This window comes from Pseudomonas sp. 8_5_2 (genome assembly GCF_059295255.1).
This window is the reverse complement of record NZ_CM181238.1, coordinates 3,649,805-3,667,658: the sequence shown is the minus strand read 5'-3', so window position 1 is coordinate 3,667,658 and position 17,854 is coordinate 3,649,805. Positions and strand designations below refer to the sequence as shown.

Below are 17,854 nucleotides of genomic sequence, written 5' to 3'. Positions count from 1 at the left end.
TGTTTTTATTTAATGGATCCATTAGAGCGGTCCGCTGCACCGATGGTCAACCTATAATTCAGGGATTTAATCGCCTTTTGGGCGATTATCGAATTATCTGTGGATCCATTATAGGTTGCCTGTATTTCCACCCACGATTGTTCCGCTGCCGCTCTCACAGGGCGCCCGTGTTGCTCCAAACCTGCTATTCCTAACAAGACATGCATTCCACCAAGGCCCCTCGATGCTGGTCATCGAAAACCTCCACAAATCCTTCCCCACCCCCCAAGGCCCGCTCCCGGTGCTGCAAGGTGTCGACTTGCGCCTGGCCCGCGGCAGCAGCCTGGCGCTGATGGGCGAGTCTGGCAGTGGCAAGAGCACCTTGTTGCACCTGGTGGCCGGCCTGGACCGTGCCGACAGTGGCCGCATCCTGATCGACGACGTCCCGCTCGACAGCCGTTCCGAGGCCTCGCTTGCGCAGTGGCGACGGGAGGGGATTGGCTTGGTGTTCCAGCAGTACAACCTGATCAGTAGCCTGGATGTGGGCGCCAACCTTGCCTTTCAGGCCAGGCTGGCCGAGCGGCAGGACCCCGACTGGGTTGCGTATCTTGCCCAACGCTTGGGCTTGGCGGACCTGCTTTCGCGTTACCCGGAGCAACTCTCCGGCGGCCAGCAGCAACGGGTCGCCATCGGCCGCGCCTTGGCCGGGCGCCCGGCCTGGCTGCTGGCTGACGAACCCACCGGTAGCCTGGATGAAGCCAGCAGCGATGAGGTGCTGAACCTGCTGCTGCAACTGGTCGCGGAAGCCGGCAGCGGTGTGCTGATGGTTACCCATAGCCCGCGGCTGGCGGCGCGGTTGCAGCGGCGTTGTTACCTGCAGGCCGGGCGCGTGCGGGCCGAGCAGCGCTGATGAGGCTTTTGTCGCTGGCATTGTTGGCGTTGCTCAGCCACTGGCGGCGCCATCGGGTGCAGTTTTTCAGCATCTTTACCGGGCTGTGGCTGGCCACGGCGCTGTGGACCGGAGTGCAGGCGCTGAACAGCCAGGCACGCAGCGATTATGCCCGGGCCAGCGCAGTGTTGGCCGGGCCGTTGCAGGCGCAAGTGCTGCCGCGCAATGGCGAGCGCTTCGACCAGGCGCTGTATGTGCAGCTGCGCAGGCTGGGCTGGACGGTGTCGCCGGTGCTGGAAGGGCGCTTGCGCCTGCCGGGCGAACCGACGCGCAACGTGCAGCTGATCGGCATCGAACCACTCAGCCTGCCGCCGTCCAGCAGCATCGCTGGGGTGCAGCCGCAGGCATTCGATCTGCAAGCCTTTATCGGCTCGCCCGGGCAAGCCTGGGTCGGGCCGGACACCTTGCGTCAAATGAATGCAAAACCTGGCGATCCGGCAGTCGACAGCGAAGGGCAGCGGCTTCCACCTTTGCGCTTGCAGCCAGCGTTGGCGCCAGGGGTGATCGTGGTCGATATCGGCCACGCCCAGGCACTGCTGCACGCACCTGGGCAATTGTCCCGATTGCTGGTGGCTGATGCACCCGGGGCACTCCCTGCGAATATCGCGCCCTTGCTCGAGCTGCAACCTCGGCAGGACGACGGCGGGTTGCAGCGCCTGACCGACAGTTTTCACCTCAATCTGACCGCACTTGGCTTGCTGGCATTCATCGTCGGTCTGTTCATCACCCATGCCGCGATTGGCTTGGCCCTGGAGCAGCGGCGCGGGCTGATCCGTAACCTGCGCGCCTGTGGCGTCAGCCTGAAGGTGCTGCTGTGTGCCCTGCTGCTGGAGCTGGGCCTGTTCGCGCTGCTGGGTGGATTGGCCGGGGTTGCCAGCGGCTATGGGCTGGCCGCGTGGTTGCTGCCCGATGTGGCCGCCAGCTTGCGCGGCCTTTATGGCGCACAAGTCGCTGGCACGCTGAGCCTGCCCGCAGGCTGGTGGCTGGCCGGTGTGCTGGTGAGTGTGCTGGGCGCGTTGCTGGCGGGACTGGGCAGCGTGTTGCGGGCAGCACGCTTGCCGTTGCTGGCGCTGGCGCAACCCCAGGCGTGGCGATTGGCGCAGGGGCCCTGGTTGCAACGTCAGGCCATGCTGGCGGGCGTGTTGCTGCTGTTGGCCTTGGCTTGCGGCATGCTGGGCGACAGCCTGCCCAGCGCGTTCGGCATGTTGGCAGGTTTGCTGCTGGCGGCGGCGCTGCTGCTGCCGGCCTTGCTCGATCGGCTGCTAGGCGGGTTGTCGCGCTGTTGTCGGCGGCCATTGTCGCAATGGTTCGTCGCCGACAGCCGCCAGCAACTGCCGGCATTGAGCCTGGCACTGATGGCGCTGTTGCTGGCGCTGGCTGCCAGTGTCGGCGTGGGCAGTATGACCGAGGGCTTTCGCAAGACCTTTGTCGGCTGGCTGGACCAGCGATTGTCGGCCGACCTGTATGTGACCCCTCGCGACACTGCCCAAGGTTTGCAGATCATCGAGTGGCTGGGGCAGCAAGCGGCGGTCACTATGGTACTGCCCGGCTGGCGTGTGGAAACCAGGCTGCAAAACTGGCCGGTGCAGGTTCAGGGCATTGTCGATCACCCCGTCTATCGCAGCCGCTGGCCATTGCTGGCGCAGCACAAGCAGGCCTGGGAGCAATTGGCCAGCGGGCACGCCGTGATGCTCAGTGAACAGCTGGCCAGGCGGCTGAACGTGCAACTGGGCGATAGCCTGAGGCTGCCTGGCCGCGACTCGCCGGGCCTGGCTGTGGTGGGGATCTACGCGGATTATGGCAACCCCAAAGGCCATGTGCTGGTCAACGAAGGTTGGCTGCGAGCCCATTGGCCAGAGGCAACACTGAGTGGCGTCAGTGTCGACCTGCTTCCCCTGCAGCGGCAGGCCATGAAGGCGGCACTGCAGCAACGCTTTGCCCTGGACGACAACCGAGTGGTGGAGCAAGCGCGCCTGAAACGCTGGTCGACCGAGGTGTTCAACCGCACTTTTGCCGCCACGGCCGCCCTCAACAGCCTCACGCTTGGCGTGGCCGGCGTGGCGCTGTTCATCAACCTGCTGACCCTGGGCCAGTCCCGCCTGGGCCAGCTGGCGCCGTTATGGGCGCTGGGGGTGCGCCGCAGCCATCTGGTCTGGTTGAGCCTGGGCCAGTCGCTCATGTTGAGCAGCCTTACCGTGCTGCTGGCGATTCCGCTGGGGTTGTTGCTGGCTTGGTGCCTGGTTGCGGTAGTGAATGTGCAGGCGTTCGGCTGGCGTTTGCCGCTTTACGTGTTCCCCGCGCAACTGTTGCAACTGGCCGTGATGGGTATGCTGACCATCCTGCTGGCCAGCGCCTGGCCCGTGTGGCAATTGGCGCGGCGCCAGCCCCGTGAACTGTTGAGGCCCTTTGCCGATGAAGCGTAATGCGTGGCTGGTGCTGTGCGGGTTGTTGTGCGGCTGTGATCAGCCCGCACCGCAGAGCTATGCCGGGCTTGGGCAGCAGGCGGGGGCGTTCAGCCAGGTGACGCGCGGCCGTACGCTGCAATTTCCACACGACCATGGCCCCCACGATGGCTATCGCATCGAATGGTGGTATGTCACCAGCAATCTCAAGGACGCCCAGGGGCGTGACTGGGGCGCGCAGTGGACTTTATTCCGTTCGGCCCTGCGGCCTGGCCCGGAGACCAGCGGCTGGGATAGCCCGAACCTGTGGATGGGGCACGCGGCGCTGACCGGCCCGGGTGGTCACCAGTTTGCTGAAACGCTGGCGCGGGGCGGGATTGGCCAGGCCGGCGTGCAGGCGCAACCGGTTCGGGCGTGGATCAACGATTGGTCGCTGCAGGGCACGGGGATCGAGCACCTGCAGATGGTCGCGGGTGGCACCGGTTTTCGCTATCGCTTGCAACTGCACAGCGATCTTGCGCTGGTGTTGCATGGTGACAAGGGCTATAGCGAGAAGTCCGGCAAGGGGCAGGCTTCGTACTATTACAGTCAGCCCTTTTACCGTGTGCACGGGGAGGTGGAGCGTGGTGGTCAGTGCATAGCCGTCACCGGTCAGGCGTGGCTGGACCGGGAATGGAGCAGCCAGCCGCTGGCTGCTGGGCAAACCGGCTGGGACTGGTTTTCGTTGCACCTGGACAGTGGGGCGAAGCTGATGCTGTTTCAGGTACGCGAGGCGCAGGGTGAAGCGTATCGGGCCGGGACCTGGGTTGGCCCGGACGGCGAGGTTGTGTCGCTGCAGGGGGCGCAGATACAGCTGCAGGCACTGGGTTGGGCGCGGCAGAAGAACGGCAAGAAGGTGCCGACGCAATGGCGGGTGCGGGTGCCGGGGCATGGCGTGGATATGAAGGTTGATGCAGTGGAGCCACAGGCCTGGATGGAGACACGGTTTCCGTATTGGGAGGGGCCGGTGCGTTTGAGCGGGAGTGGGGGTGGGCGGGGGTATTTGGAGATGACCGGGTATTAGGGGGGGATTCGGCGATTTTGCGGTTCGTTGTCGGTAAGGCCATAGGGATCGCATCAGGGCTGACAGGTGCACGCCACAACAACCCCATCAAGGCTGACAGGTGCTTGCCGCAAGATATGCAGCGCCCGTGAGATCGAGCGCCGCCCGCGCGGCGCTTCGCGGGTAAACCCGCTCCCACATTTGTTGCAACGTGGCCATGCCTGTGGAAGAGGGGTTGCCTGTCTTGGTGCATGGCTTGAGCCTGGTGAGGCTGCAGTGCGGCCAACCGAGAAATCCAGTCAAGCCGACAAGGCTGGCAACCATGGCCTGACAGGTTTGGTACGTTGCAACAAATGTGGGAGCGGGTTTACCCGCGAAGCGCCGCGCGGGCGGCGCTCGATCTCACGGGCGCTGCATATCTTGCGGCAAGTACCTGTCAGCCTTGATGGGGTTGTGACAAGCACCTATCAGTCCCTGACGCGCTCCCTGCGGGCTTGCCGGCGACAAACCAAAAATCAGCCCGAGTTTCTTCAATCCTTGATCAACCCCCTCAAAACCGCCCGCGCTTCTTCCGTCCGCAGGCACTCGATAAACAACTGGCTTTCCCGCGCCACCGTCGCCTCCAGCTCGGCCCGCTGGCTGTCCTTCAACAACCGCTTGCTGATCCGCAGCGCAGCTTGCGGGTAACGCTGCAGCTGCCGCGCCAGCTTGCGCGCCGCAGCCAGGCACTGTTCACCGTCCTCGTGCAGTTCATTGGCCAGCCCCCAGGCGACCGCCTGCTCGCCGTCGAGCAACTCGTTAGCCAGCAGCAGCCGCGCCGCGCGTGCCTGGCCGAGCAAGCGCGGCAGCAACAGACTGGAACCAAACTCCGGGCACACACCCAACGGCGCGAACGGCATGCGCACTTTGGCCGACCGGCTCACCAACACCTGGTCGCAATGCAGCAGCAAGGTCGCACCAATGCCGATCGCCGCGCCACTGACCGCGGCGATCAGCGGCTTGTCCACGCCCATGACCACCCGCATCAGGCGGAACACCGGGCTGTCCAGGTCGCTGGGCGGGTTGTCGAGGAAGTCGCGCAGGTCGTTGCCGGCGGTAAAGCACTGCGGGTTGCCGGTAATCAGGACGACCTCCACCTGCGGGTCTTCGCTGGCCGCCAGCAACAGGTCACCCAGTTGCTGGTACATGGTGGTGTTCAAGGCGTTGAGCTTGTCGGGGCGGTTGAAGGCCAGGGTCAGCAGGCCCTGGTCGAGGTCGCGTGTGATCAGGTCGTTCATGGCAGCCGCTTTTGTTGTTGTGGTCGGGCCCATGGGGGCAGGTGACAAGGGTTTATCATGCCGTCCGGCTTGTTGTACAGTCGTTCAGTCCCGCCTTGGGCCCCACCCCCCGACCAGAGAGCCGCCGATGAACCAGGAAGCCCGCTACCACCGCATGCTGCCGGAATTGCGCAAAGCCAACCTGGTCGAAGCGACCCTGGTGTGCCTCAAGCGCCATGGCTTCCAGGGCGCGTCGATTCGCAAGATCTCCGCCGAAGCCGGGGTATCGGTAGGGCTGATCAGCCATCACTATGCGGGCAAGGACGAGCTGGTAGCCGACGCTTACCTGGCGGTCACCGGCCGGGTGATGGGCCTGCTGCGCGAGGCCATGGCCCAGGCTGCACCCAATGCCCGCGAGCGGCTGTCGGCGTTCTTTCGCGCGTCGTTCTGCGCCGAGCTGCTTGACCCGCAATTGCTCGATGCGTGGCTGGCGTTCTGGGGCGCGGTGAAGACCGCCGATGCGATCAACCAGGTGCACGACCATTCCTACGGCGAGTACCGCAACGAACTCAGCCGGTTGCTGGCCACGCTGGCCGAGGAGGAGGGCTGGCAAGGCTTCGATGCCGACCTTGCGGCCATCAGCCTGAGTGCCTTGCTCGATGGCCTGTGGCTGGAGTCGGGGCTCAACCCCGGCACCTTCACCCCCGATCAGGGCGTGATCATCTGCGAGGCCTGGGTCGATGGCCTGCAGGCCGGTGGCCGGTTGCGCTTCAGCCTGCCCAAGGGCTGTTGATCACCCGTTCAGTAGCGAGTACGCTGCTGTCGCGAGTGTGTAGCACAACACCAATAAAAAAGAGAAACACGCAATGACGCCTCGAGTATTGATCGTCGACGACGATCCGCTTGTTCGTGACTTGCTGCAGGCCTACCTGTCCCAGGAAGGCTATGACGTGCACTGCGCCGACACGGCGGAAAAGGCCGAAGCCCTGCTTGGCAGCCAGGATGTCGACCTGGTGCTGCTGGACATCCGCCTGCCCGGCAAGGACGGCCTTACCCTGACCCGCGAGCTGCGCGTGCGCTCGGAGGTCGGCATCATCCTCATCACCGGGCGCAACGACGACATCGACCGCATCGTCGGTCTGGAATGCGGCGCCGACGACTACGTGATCAAGCCGCTCAACCCGCGTGAGCTGGTATCGCGGGCGAAAAACCTGATCCGCCGCGTGCGCCATGCCCGCGAAGTGCTGCCGACGCCGGCCTGCGCGCAGTCGCTGAAGCAGTTCGCCGACTGGGCGCTGGACACCGACCGTCGGCGCCTTATCGACGCCCGTGGCAGCCAGACCCTGCTGACCCACGGCGAGTTCCAGTTGCTCAGCGTGTTCCTGCGTAACAGTGGTCACACCCTCAGCCGTGACCAGCTGATGGACCAGATCCGCAACCGCGAATGGGTGCCCAACGACCGCTCCATCGACGTACTGGTCGGCCGCCTGCGGCGCAAGCTGCACGACGACCCGGCCGAGCCGCAGCTGATCATTACCATCCACGGCACCGGCTACCTGTTCACCGCCAGCGTGGCGGCATGAACCATCGTGCCTGGGCCCTGGCCTTGGCCATGGCGCTGCTCGCCGCGCCCGCTGGGGCCGCAGAGCCGGTGCGCTATTGCGACTACCCGGTGTACCCGCCAATTTCCTGGAGCGACGGCCACCAGGTACGTGGCCTGGCGCCGACGGTGGTGCGCGAGCTGTTCGCACGCATGGGCTACCCGGTGCAGACCGTGGTGCTGGGCAACTGGAAGCGCTGCCTGATGGACGCCGCCGCCGGGCGGGTGGACGTGGTGCTGGCCTACAACAGCGACCAGCGTGACCAGCGCATGCGTTTTTCCACAGTGCCGGTGCTGCGCGAGGAAGTGGCCGTGTTCTACAACCGCCTGCGGCCCGTGCAGTTCCGGCAACTGGAAGACCTGGCCGGCTACCGCGGTGGTTTGCTGTACGGCGAGAGCTATGGCGCCGAGTTCGACCGCTTCGTCGCCCGCCACCAGAACATCGAACGGGTGTCGTCCAGCCAGCAGAACTTCGGCAAGCTGATCCGCGGGCGCATCGACTACGTGATCCAGGAGCGGCGCACCGGCCAGCTGTTCATCGAGCACCTGCCCGGCGCGCAGGACATCCGGGTCTTGCCCACGGCCCTGAGCGTGGACTACCTGCGCGTGGCGGTCTCGCGGCAATCACCGTTGAGCCGGCACATGGATGAAATCGACATGCAACTGCGGCGCATGACCCAGGCTGGCGAGATCGAGCGTTGGCTGGAGCAGAGCGAAGTCACCTACCGCGACATGATCAAGCTGCCGGTGGATGCGCGATGATCCGCCTGCGAACCGATGGCCTGCTGCGCCGCCTGCTGCTGTTCATCCTGCTGTTCAGCTTGTGCTTCACCGTGCTGGCCAGCTCGGTGCAGCTGTACTTCGAGTACCGTCGCGAGATGCGCGACATCGAGGCGCGCATGGCGTTGATCCGCGCCGGCTACCTGGCCAGCCTGGAGCGCAGCCTGTGGGACCTGGACGAGGCGCAGCTGGATGTGCAATTGCGCGGCCTGGTGGACTTTTCCGATGTGGCGCGGGTACGCCTGGTCAGTGACGATTTCCAGCTGTTGCGCGGTGAGGCCGAGCCCAAAGGCCCGCTGCGCATCGAACGCTTTCCGCTCGACTACCAGCTGCCTTCCGGGCCGGCCAGGCACCTGGGTGAGCTGGAAGTCAGCATCGACCTCGGTGCAGTGCATCGTCGGCTGTACGCCACCGGCCTGGCCAGCCTGCTATGGATGGGGGTGTTCCTCTGTGGTCTGGCGGTGGCGCTGTCCGGGCTCTTCTACCGCTTGGTCACCCGCCATCTGCAGGTGATGGCCGAGTTCGCCCGGCGTATCGGCGCCGGCCAGTGGCAGGAGCCGCTGCGCCTGGCCCGCAGGCGCTCGGCGCGCGTCGATGAAATCGACACGGTGGCGCACGCCCTGGACGACATGCGCCGCGCTATCCTCAGCGACATCGAACGCCGCGAGCGCGATCGCCTGGTGCTGCAGGACAAACGCGACGAGCTGCAGGCCATGGTCGAACGGCGCACGGCCAGCCTGGCCCGGGCCAAGGATGAGGCCGAGGCTGCCAACCTGGCCAAGTCGCGCTTCCTGGCGACCATGAGCCATGAGTTGCGCACACCGCTGAACGGCATCCTCGGCATGGCCGAGCTGCTGCGCGGCGGCCGGCTGGAAGCCGCCGACCGCCAGCGCGTCGAGGCCCTGTACAAGGCCGGTGAGGGGCTGTTGGCGATTCTCAACGAAGTGCTGTATTTCGCCCGGCTGGAGGAGGGCGAGAGCCGCGCCGAGCTGGTCGGTTTTTCCTTGCGCCAGCTGTGCCAGGAAGTGCTGGCGCTGCTCGAACCCATGGCCATGGAAAACGCTGACACGCTGCTATTGGAAATCGATGAGCAACTGGCCGGATACCAGCACGGCGCCGAACAATACCTGCGCCAGGTGCTGAGCAACCTGCTGGCCAATGCCATCAAGTTCACCGAGCGTGGTCAGGTGCGGCTCACGCTGCAGGTGCTCGCCAGCAGCGAAACCTCCCAGCGCTTGCGCATCGCGGTCATCGACGATGGCATCGGCATCGAGCCGGCCGTGCAGGCCAGGATCTTCGACCGCTTCGTCCAGGCCAGCGAGGCGGTGACCCGGCGCTACGGCGGCACCGGCCTGGGCCTGGCAGTGTGCAAGCACCTGGTGGAAAAGCTGGGCGGCAGCATTGGCCTGGACAGCGTGCAAGGGCAGGGCAGCCGCTTCTGGTTCGAGCTCGACATGGCCCGCGGGCAGCACCTGCCGGTCAGTCCAGGCGCACCGTCGCCGCTGGCAAGCCTGGAGATCCTGGTGGTCGAGGACGTGGCGCTGAACCGCGATGTGGCTGGCGGGTTGCTGCAGCGTGACGGCCACCGGGTCAGTTTTGCCGAAGACGCCGCGCAGGCGCTGCAAAGCTGCGCGCAGCGGCGCTTCGACCTGATCCTGCTGGACGTGCACCTGCCCGGCATGAGCGGCGTGGAGCTGTGCCGGCAGATTCGCGCCAGGCCTGGCCCTAATCGCCACAGTCGCATCCTGGCGCTGACGGCCGGCGTGCAACCAGGGCAAGTGCCGGAGTACCTGGACGCTGGCATGCAGGGGGTGCTGGCGAAACCGCTGCGGCTGGAGAACCTGCGCAAGGCACTGGCCCAAGCGTCGCCTGCTGAAGTGGCCGGCGCTGATGCAAACATGGACTGGGCACTGCTGGGCACCCACCGTTCACTGTTGGGCGAACAGAAGCTGCAAGGCCTGCTGAAAGTGCTGCGCCAGTCGCTGGAGCAGCATGCCGTGGCGCTGGCCGAGGCGCTGCCGGCCCAGGACTTTACCGAAGTGCTGCACCTGGCTCATCGCCTGGCGGGCAGCTGCGATTCGCTGGGCTTTTCCGGGTTGGCGCAATTGCTGCGAGGGCTGGAAGACGCCGCCCGCCAGCATGATGCACAGGCGCTGCAAGCGCTTGGCGAGCCGCTGGCCACCCGGCTTGACCAGGCCCGCATCACCCTGGAACAGTTGATCCAGCGCTGACGTACAAAAAACTTACGACTTTTTACATCTTCGATCCGTTCGTACAACGGCACCTTACATCCGTTTTCAATAATCCATGGCAACCGTGTTGCACGCGGTCCATGAGGCTTATTGGAGACAAGAATAATGACATGCCGTAGCGCTCAGCCCCTCCTCGATACCACCCCACGCGGCACCCCCGCGTGGCGTTGCACCGGCCGCGATGGCGAGGTGCGCCATGACTGACTCCAGCGAAAAGATCCAGCTCACCCGGGCCCTGAAAAGCCGGCATATCTTCATGCTGTCGCTGGGCGGGGTGATCGGCACCGGGCTGTTCATGGGCTCGGGCGTGACCATCAACCAGGGCGGCCCGGTGGGCGCGATCCTGGCCTACCTGGTGGCGGGCCTGCTGATGTACCTGGTGATGGTGTGCCTGGGCGAGCTGTCGGTGCAGATGCCGGTGTCCGGCTCGTTCCAGGCCCACGCCACCAGGTTCATCGGCCCGGCCACGGGGTTCATGATCGGCTGGGTGTACTGGATGAGCTGGGCTACCACCGTGGGCCTGGAATTCACCGCCGCCGGCATGCTGATGACGCGCTGGTTTCCGGAGGTGCCGATCTGGTACTGGTCGGCATTGTTCGTGGTCGTGCTGTTCGGCCTCAACGCCCTGGCCACCCGCGCCTTTGGTGAGGCCGAGTACTGGTTCTCGGGCATCAAGGTGGCGACCATTCTCGGTTTCATTGTCATTGGCGTGCTGGTGATCTTCGGCGCCATCCCGCTGAATAGCGGGGCGCCGGCACCGATGCTGAACAACCTGATGGGCGAATCGCTGTTCCCCCACGGCCTGTCCGCGGTGTTCGCGGTGATGATGACCGTGGTGTACGCCTTTCAAGGCTGCGAAATCATGGGTGTGGCTGCGGGTGAGACCGAGCACCCGGAAAAGAGCATCCCGCGTGCGGTGCGCAACGTGGTGTTCCGGGTGCTGATCTTCTATGTGCTGGCGATTGCCGTGCTGTCGGCCATCGTGCCTTACGAGCAGGCCGGGTTGATGGAAAGCCCGTTCGTGCAGGTGTTCGATCTGGTCGGCATACCTTACGCCGCCGACCTGATGAACTTCGTCATTCTCACTGCCATCCTTTCGGTGGGTAACTCTGGGCTGTATGCCTCGACCCGCATCCTCTGGGCCATGTCCAAGACCGGCATGGCGCCCAAGAGTCTGGCGCCGCTGAGCAAGCGTGGCGTGCCGCTGCGGGCGTTGAGCATCACCCTGTGCTTCGCATTGATCTCGCTGATGACCAGTTTCGTGGCGGCGGACACGCTGTTCATGGTGCTCATGGCGGTTAGCGGCATGTCCGGTACCGTGACGTGGATCGTTATTGCCCTGGCGCAGTATCGCTTCCGCAAGGCTTATCTGCGTGAGGGTGGGCAATTGCACGACCTGAAATACCGGGCGCCGCTGTATCCACTGGTGCCGCTGTTGTGCATCACCCTGTGCAGCTCGCTGTTCGTGTTCCTGGCGTTGGATGAAACCCAGCGGCCTTCGTTGTATTGGGGCTTCGGATTTATTGCCTTGTGCTATGCGGCGTATTACGTCGTCAACCGGCGTCGGCAGGGGGCTTTTGCACCGAGTGCGCCGGGGGTTTGAGGTTGCGGGGTGTGGGCGGAAGTGTCCGTCGCTGGATATTTATCGCCTCTGAGATCGAGCGCCGCCCGCGCGGCGCTTGGTCTCTCTCAGGCGCTGCACTGCTGCGGCGAACACCCCCTGAACCCACCTCCCACCCCAACCCTGTAACGCCAACCCGACTTGTACGAAGTTGTAACACCCCATCCCAGCTTGTTGAACACTCGTTTAGTATCTCCCTTGCCAGCTCTCCCAAAACCATCACAACACCACCGAGGCCCCCATGACCACCCCGTCGCCCTCACTGTTGAGCAAGGTCGAAGCCGGCGTTGCCTGGATCACCCTCAACCGCCCCGAGCAGCGCAATGCGCTGGACATTCCCACCCTCAAGCAGCTGCACGCCTTGCTCGACACCTGCAACACCGACCCGGCCGTGCGGGTGGTGGTGCTGACCGGCAGCGGCCGCAGCTTCTGCGCTGGCGCCGACCTCGCCGAATGGGCGGCAGCCGAAGCCCAGGGCACCCTGGAAACCTACGGCTGGACCGAAACCGCGCACGCCGTGATGTTGCGCCTGCACAGCCTCGACAAACCCACCCTCGCCGCCATCAACGGCACCGCCGTGGGCGGGGGCATGGACCTCAGCCTGTGCTGCGACCTGCGCATAGCCGCCGCCTCGGCGCGGTTCAAGGCCGGCTACACCAGCATGGGCTACAGCCCCGACGCCGGGGCCAGCTGGCACCTGCCGCGGCTGATCGGCAGCGAGCAGGCCAAGCGCCTGCTGTTCCTCGATGAACTGTGGGGCGCTGAACGGGCCCTGGCCGCCGGGCTGGTGAGCGAAGTGTGTGCCGATGAGCAACTGCCCGCAGTGGCCGCCGAACTGGCCGGGCGCCTGGCCAACGGCCCGACCTTCGCCTTCGCCCAGACCAAACGGCTGATCCGCGACGGCGCCCGCCGCACCCTGGCCGAACAGCTGGAAGCCGAGCGCCACGCCGGCCTGCTGTGCGGCCGCAGCCAGGACGGCGCCGAGGCGCTGCAGGCTTCGGTGGAACGCCGCGCACCACGTTTCACTGGCCAGTAACCCGATACCCGACCCTATCAGGACCTTCGCAGATGAATTTCCAACTGACCCAAGAACAAGAAATGTTGGTGGAAGCGGTACGCAGTTTTGTTGCCAAAGAGCTGCTGCCCCATGAGGAAGCGGTGGACCGCGCCGATGCCGTGTCGCCCGAGCTTGCCGCGCACATCCGCGGCAAGGCCATCGCCGCCGGGTTCTATGCCTTCAACATGCCCGAGGAAGTCGGCGGTGGCGGCCTGGATTACCTGTCGCAGGCGCTGATCGAGCGCGAGCTGTCCAAGGTGTCCTGGGCTTTGCACGTGTTCGTCGCGCGGCCTTCGAAAATTCTCATGGCCTGCAAGGACGAGCAGATCAACGACTACCTGCTGCCGTGCGTGCAGGGAGAGAAAACCGACTGCTTCGCCCTCACCGAACCGGGTGCCGGCTCCGACGCCAATGCCATCAAGACCCGCGCCGTGCGCCAGGGCGATGATTTTGTCATCAATGGCAGCAAGCACTTCATCAGCCATGCCGGCCACGCCGATTTCGCCATCGTCTTCGCGGTCACCGACACCTACGAGCACAACGGCCGCAAGCGCAATGCCGTGACGGCGTTGCTGGTCGACCGCGGCACCCCGGGCATGACCATCCGCCGCGGGCCCAAGTGCGTAAGCAACCGTGGCTACCACACCTACGAGCTGTTCTTCGACGACTGCCGGGTACCGGCCAGCAAAGTGCTGGGCGAGGTCGGCAAGGGCTGGGAAGTGGCCAATGCCTGGCTCACCGCTGGCCGGGTGATGGTGGCTGCCAACTGCGTAGGGCAGGCGCAGCGTGCCCTGGACCTTTCGCTGCAATGGGCAGCCGACCGCAAGCAGTTTGGCCAACCGATCGGCAGCTACCAGGGCGTATCGTTCAAGCTCGCCGACATGGCCACGCAGATCCGCGCCGCAGAAATGCTTACCCTGCACACTGCCTGGAAGATGGACCAGGGCAGCATGACCGATGGCGAGGCCGGCATGGCCAAGCTGTTTGCCAGTGAAGTGCTGGGCAAGGTGGCCGATGAAGCCGTGCAGATATTCGGCGGCATGGGCCTGATGGATGAAGGGCCCGTGGAGCGCATCTGGCGCAATGCGCGCATCGAGCGGATCTGGGAGGGCACATCGGAAATCCAGCGGCACATCATCGCCCGCGAACTGCTGCGCCCGCTGCTGCGTTGATCGCCCTGGAGAACCCTTATGTCGCAATCGATTCGTGACAACCTCAAGCGCTTGCTGGCGCCCCGGCACCTGGCGTTCGTTGGCGGGCGCAGCATGGCGCGGGCGCTCAAGCGCTGCGCCGAAGGCGGCTTTGGCGGCGAGCTGTGGCTGGTCAACCCGCAGCATGACAGCCTGGAAGGCATCCCCTGCGTGGCGCGGGTGGCCGACTTGCCCTGCGCCCCGGACGCGGTGTTCATCGCCACCAACCGTGAGCTGACCCTGCAGTGCGTTGCCGAGCTGGCCGCACGCGGGGCCGGTGGCGCCATCTGCTATGCCTCGGGCTTTGCCGAAAGCGGTGAAGAAGGCCGCCAGCTGCAGCAGCGCCTGCTCGATGCCGCTGGCAGCATGGCCTTGCTCGGTCCCAACTGCTACGGCCTGCTTGACTACCTGCACGGCGCCGCCCTGTGGCCGGTGGCCCATGGCGGCAAGCAGGTGGAGAAGGGCGTGGCGATCCTTACCCAGAGCGGCAACTTCGCCTACAACCTGTCCATGAGCGACCGCTCGCTGCCGGTCGCCTACATGGCCTCGGTCGGCAACCAGGCGCAGCTGGGCGTGGCCGAGCTGATGGACGTGCTGCTCGATGACCCCCGTGTGACCGCCATCGGCCTGCACCTGGAAGGCCTGAAGAACGTGCCGGGTTTCGCCCGCGCCGCCCACAAGGCGTTGCTGCAGGGCACGCCGATCATCGCCCTGAAGACCGGGGTGTCGCAGATCGGCGCCGAACTGGCGCTCAGCCATACCAGCTCGCTGTCCGGCTCCGATGCCCTGTACGACAGCCTGTTCCAGCGCCTGGGGGTGATCCGCGTGAGCGGCCCGGTGAGTTTTGTCGAGACCCTCAAGGCTGCCGCCTGCGGGCGTTTGCCTGCCGACGGCGAGCTGATCGCGCTGGCCTGTTCGGGTGGTGATGCCGGCCTGATCGCCGACTATGCCGAGCGCAACCAGCTGAGCCTGCCCAAGCTGGAGCACGCCCAGGTCAGCGCACTGGCCGAGGTGCTGCCGGCCTACGCCAACCTGGTCAACCCGCTGGACTTCACCACTGCCATCTGGGGCGATGCAGCGGCCCTGCAACGCATGCTCGACAGCACCCTCAGCGGGGCGGCCGACGCGGCCATGCTGGTGCTGGACTACCCGGCGGCGTTTACCGGCGAACGCAAGGAATGCGACCTGCTGCTGGCGCTGTACTGCGATGCGCTGGGACGCCACGGCAAGGTCGGTTTCGTCACCTCGGCGTTCCCCGAGCTGTTGCCCGCCTGCGCCCGCGAGCGCCTGCATGCACGGGGTATCGCCGCATTGCAGGGTGTCGAGGATGGCTTGGCGGCCTGGGGCCGCATTGTCGCCTACCAGCGCAACCGCCAGCGCTTGCTGGAGCAGGGCGAGGCCGTACGGCTGCCGCTGTGCCCGCAAGCGCTTGCGGGCGAAAGTCAGCTGCTGGATGAATGGCAATCCAAGCAAGCCTTGCGCGCGTTCGGCCTGCCGGTACCAGCCGGGGTGCTGAGCACCCCCGAGCGCGCTGTGGCAGACGCGGCTCGCGTGGGTTACCCGCTGGTACTGAAGGCAGTCAGCGCCCAGTTGCCGCACAAGACCGAAGCCGGTGCCGTGGCCCTGAACCTGCGCGATGCCGCCGCCCTCGACGCCGCGCTGGTGCAAATGCGCCAGCGTATCGCCGCCTACGCCCCGCAGGTGGCGTTCGACCGGGTATTACTGGAACCCATGGCCGCACCGCCGCTGGCCGAGTTGATCGTCGGCATCAAGCGCGAGCCGGACTTTGCCCTGGCCCTGGTGATCGGTGCCGGCGGCGTGCTGGTGGAACTGCTCAAGGACAGTGTCAACCTGTTGCTGCCCACCACCGACAGCGCCATTCGTGCGGCGCTGCTGAGCCTGCGCAGCGCCAGCCTGCTGCAAGGCTTTCGGGGCCGCCCGGCCGCCGACCTCGATGGGCTGGTGGCGGCCATCCGTGCGGTGGCCGACTACGCCTGCGAAAACGCCGGGCAGCTGCTGGAACTGGATGTGAACCCATTGATGGTGGGTGCCCACGGCACCACCGCGGTCGATGCGCTGATCCGCCTCGGCCAGGCGCAAGGAGAACGACATGAGTGACAACAACCTCACCGCCGGCCAGGCGCTGGTGCGCCTGTTGGCCAACTACGGCGTCGAAACGGTGTTCGGCATCCCCGGGGTGCACACCCTGGAGCTGTACCGCGGCCTGCCCGGCAGTGGCATCCGCCATGTACTGACCCGCCACGAGCAGGGTGCCGGTTTCATGGCCGACGGTTATGCCCGCGTCAGTGGCAAGCCGGGGGTGTGTTTTGTCATCACCGGCCCTGGCGTGACCAACGCCGCCACCGCTATCGGCCAGGCTTATGCCGACTCGATCCCGATGCTGGTGGTTTCCAGCGTCAACCACACCGCCAGCCTGGGCAAGGGCTGGGGCTGCCTGCACGAAACCCAGGACCAGCGCGCCATGACTGCGCCGATCACGGCGTTTTCTGCCGTGGCGCTGCGCGGCGACGACCTGCCCGAGCTGATCGCCCGTGCCTGGGCGGTTTTCGACAGCGAGCGGCCACGCCCGGTGCATATTTCGGTGCCGCTGGACGTGCTGGCGGCGCCGGTCAGCCGCGACTGGAGCGCCGAGGTCGTGCGCCGCCCTGGGCGGGGTCAGCCATGCCGCGAGCTGCTTGACCAGGCCGCGCGCAAGCTGGCAGCCGCCAAGCGGCCGATGATCATCGCCGGCGGTGGTGCATTGCAAGCCGCCGAGCAGTTGCAGCAACTCAGTACCCGGCTGGCGGCGCCGCTGTTCACCAGCGTCGCCGGCAAGGGCCTGCTGCCAGTGGATGCGCCGCTGAATGCCGGGTCGAGCCTGTGCGTGGAGCCCGGTTGGCAGCTGATCAGCCAGGCCGACGTGGTGCTGGCCGTGGGCACCGAAATGGCCGACACCGACTTCTGGCGCGAACGCCTGCCGCTCACTGGCGAACTGCTGCGCGTGGATATCGACCCGCGCAAGTTCAACGACTTCTACCCCTGTGCCATGGCCCTGCACGGCGATGCCCGGCAAACCCTGGCCGGCTTGCTCGAGCAGCTGCCAGACCTCGACCGTGACCCGGCCCAGGCCAGCGCAGCAGTGGCCAACTTGCGCCAGGCCATCCGCAATGGGCATGCGCCGTTGCAGGCCACGCACCAGGCGATTCTCGACCGCATTGCTGCCGTGCTACCCGACAACGCGTTCATCAGCAGCGACATGACGCAGCTGGCCTACACCGGCAACTATGCCTTCGCCAGCCGGGCGCCGCGCAGTTGGCTGCACCCCACCGGCTACGGCACCCTCGGCTACGGCTTGCCGGCCGGCATTGGTGGCATGTTCGCCACAGATCACCGCCCAGGCCTGGTGCTGGTGGGCGACGGTGGTTTCCTCTACACCGCTCAGGAACTCGCTACTGCCGTGGAAGAGCTGGATCGCCCGCTGGTCGTGCTGCTGTGGAACAACGACGCCCTCGGCCAGATCCGCGACGACATGCTCGGCCTGGACATCGAGCCGGTCGGCGTGCTGCCGCGCAACCCGGACTTCATCGGCCTGGCCCGCGCCTTCGGCTGTGCGGTGCGCCAGCCACGCGACCTGGATGCCCTGCAGGCTGACCTCGCCAGTGGCTTTGCCACCCCCGGGGTGACCTTTATCGAACTCAAACATACCTGCGTCTGCTAAGCCGCACA

13 protein-coding genes are annotated in these 17,854 nt (G+C 65.8%); 12 read left to right on the top strand and 1 reads right to left on the bottom strand.

Going from position 1 to position 17,854, the window contains the following annotated elements; all coding sequences use genetic code 11:
* Nucleotides 1-223 precede the first annotated feature (223 nt).
* The 3 genes from AC5O5R_RS16840 to AC5O5R_RS16830 are packed head-to-tail and all read left to right on the top strand — an operon-like array spanning nt 224 to nt 4,393.
* A complete protein-coding gene (locus tag AC5O5R_RS16840; protein ID WP_172218864.1) occupies nt 224-889 on the top strand; it encodes an ABC transporter ATP-binding protein in 666 nt (221 codons plus the stop codon).
* Nucleotides 889-3,351, top strand: a complete 2,463-nt coding sequence (locus AC5O5R_RS16835; protein WP_494514540.1) for an ABC transporter permease — start codon at nt 889-891, stop codon at nt 3,349-3,351. Before AC5O5R_RS16840 ends, AC5O5R_RS16835 begins: the two co-directional genes overlap by 1 nt.
* Nucleotides 3,341-4,393: a lipocalin-like domain-containing protein gene (locus AC5O5R_RS16830; RefSeq protein ID WP_172218860.1), complete on the top strand. Its 1,053-nt coding sequence runs from the start codon at nt 3,341-3,343 to the stop codon at nt 4,391-4,393. The genes AC5O5R_RS16835 and AC5O5R_RS16830 overlap by 11 nt, the downstream gene beginning before the upstream one ends.
* A gap of 509 nt (nt 4,394-4,902) precedes the next feature.
* On the opposite strand, the gene AC5O5R_RS16825 is transcribed toward AC5O5R_RS16830, so the two are convergent.
* A complete protein-coding gene (locus AC5O5R_RS16825; RefSeq protein ID WP_172218858.1) occupies nt 4,903-5,649 on the bottom strand; it encodes an enoyl-CoA hydratase in 747 nt (248 codons plus the stop codon).
* A 127-nt stretch (nt 5,650-5,776) separates the two neighbouring features.
* On the opposite strand from AC5O5R_RS16825, the gene AC5O5R_RS16820 reads away from it, so the two are divergent.
* From AC5O5R_RS16820 to AC5O5R_RS16780, 9 genes are all read left to right on the top strand, one after another.
* The gene (locus AC5O5R_RS16820; RefSeq protein WP_172218856.1) at nt 5,777-6,421 is read left to right on the top strand and encodes a TetR family transcriptional regulator C-terminal domain-containing protein; all 645 of its coding nucleotides are present in this window, start codon (nt 5,777-5,779) and stop codon (nt 6,419-6,421) included.
* Between the two features lie 73 nt (nt 6,422-6,494).
* The gene (locus AC5O5R_RS16815) at nt 6,495-7,211 is read left to right on the top strand and encodes a response regulator (RefSeq protein WP_172218854.1); all 717 of its coding nucleotides are present in this window, start codon (nt 6,495-6,497) and stop codon (nt 7,209-7,211) included.
* Entirely contained in the window at nt 7,208-7,990 is a 783-nt protein-coding gene (locus AC5O5R_RS16810; RefSeq protein ID WP_172218852.1) for a substrate-binding periplasmic protein, read from the top strand. The genes AC5O5R_RS16815 and AC5O5R_RS16810 overlap by 4 nt, the downstream gene beginning before the upstream one ends.
* On the top strand, nt 7,987-10,239 hold the full coding sequence (locus AC5O5R_RS16805; protein ID WP_172218850.1) for an ATP-binding protein: 2,253 nt from the start codon (nt 7,987-7,989) through the stop codon (nt 10,237-10,239). Before AC5O5R_RS16810 ends, AC5O5R_RS16805 begins: the two co-directional genes overlap by 4 nt.
* A gap of 217 nt (nt 10,240-10,456) precedes the next feature.
* Nucleotides 10,457-11,863, top strand: coding sequence for an amino acid permease (locus tag AC5O5R_RS16800; protein WP_172218848.1), 1,407 nt, complete (start codon nt 10,457-10,459; stop codon nt 11,861-11,863).
* A 259-nt stretch (nt 11,864-12,122) separates the two neighbouring features.
* Entirely contained in the window at nt 12,123-12,917 is a 795-nt protein-coding gene (locus AC5O5R_RS16795; protein ID WP_172218838.1) for an enoyl-CoA hydratase/isomerase family protein, read from the top strand.
* 32 nt (nt 12,918-12,949) lie between these two features.
* Nucleotides 12,950-14,110 (top strand): acyl-CoA dehydrogenase family protein, encoded by a 1,161-nt coding sequence (locus AC5O5R_RS16790; RefSeq protein WP_172218836.1) that lies wholly within the window; start codon nt 12,950-12,952, stop codon nt 14,108-14,110.
* Between the two features lie 18 nt (nt 14,111-14,128).
* Nucleotides 14,129-16,246: an acetate--CoA ligase family protein gene (locus tag AC5O5R_RS16785; protein WP_172218834.1), complete on the top strand. Its 2,118-nt coding sequence runs from the start codon at nt 14,129-14,131 to the stop codon at nt 16,244-16,246.
* Nucleotides 16,239-17,846 (top strand): 5-guanidino-2-oxopentanoate decarboxylase, encoded by a 1,608-nt coding sequence (locus tag AC5O5R_RS16780; RefSeq protein WP_172218832.1) that lies wholly within the window; start codon nt 16,239-16,241, stop codon nt 17,844-17,846. The genes AC5O5R_RS16785 and AC5O5R_RS16780 overlap by 8 nt, the downstream gene beginning before the upstream one ends.
* Nucleotides 17,847-17,854: the final 8 nt, after the last annotated feature.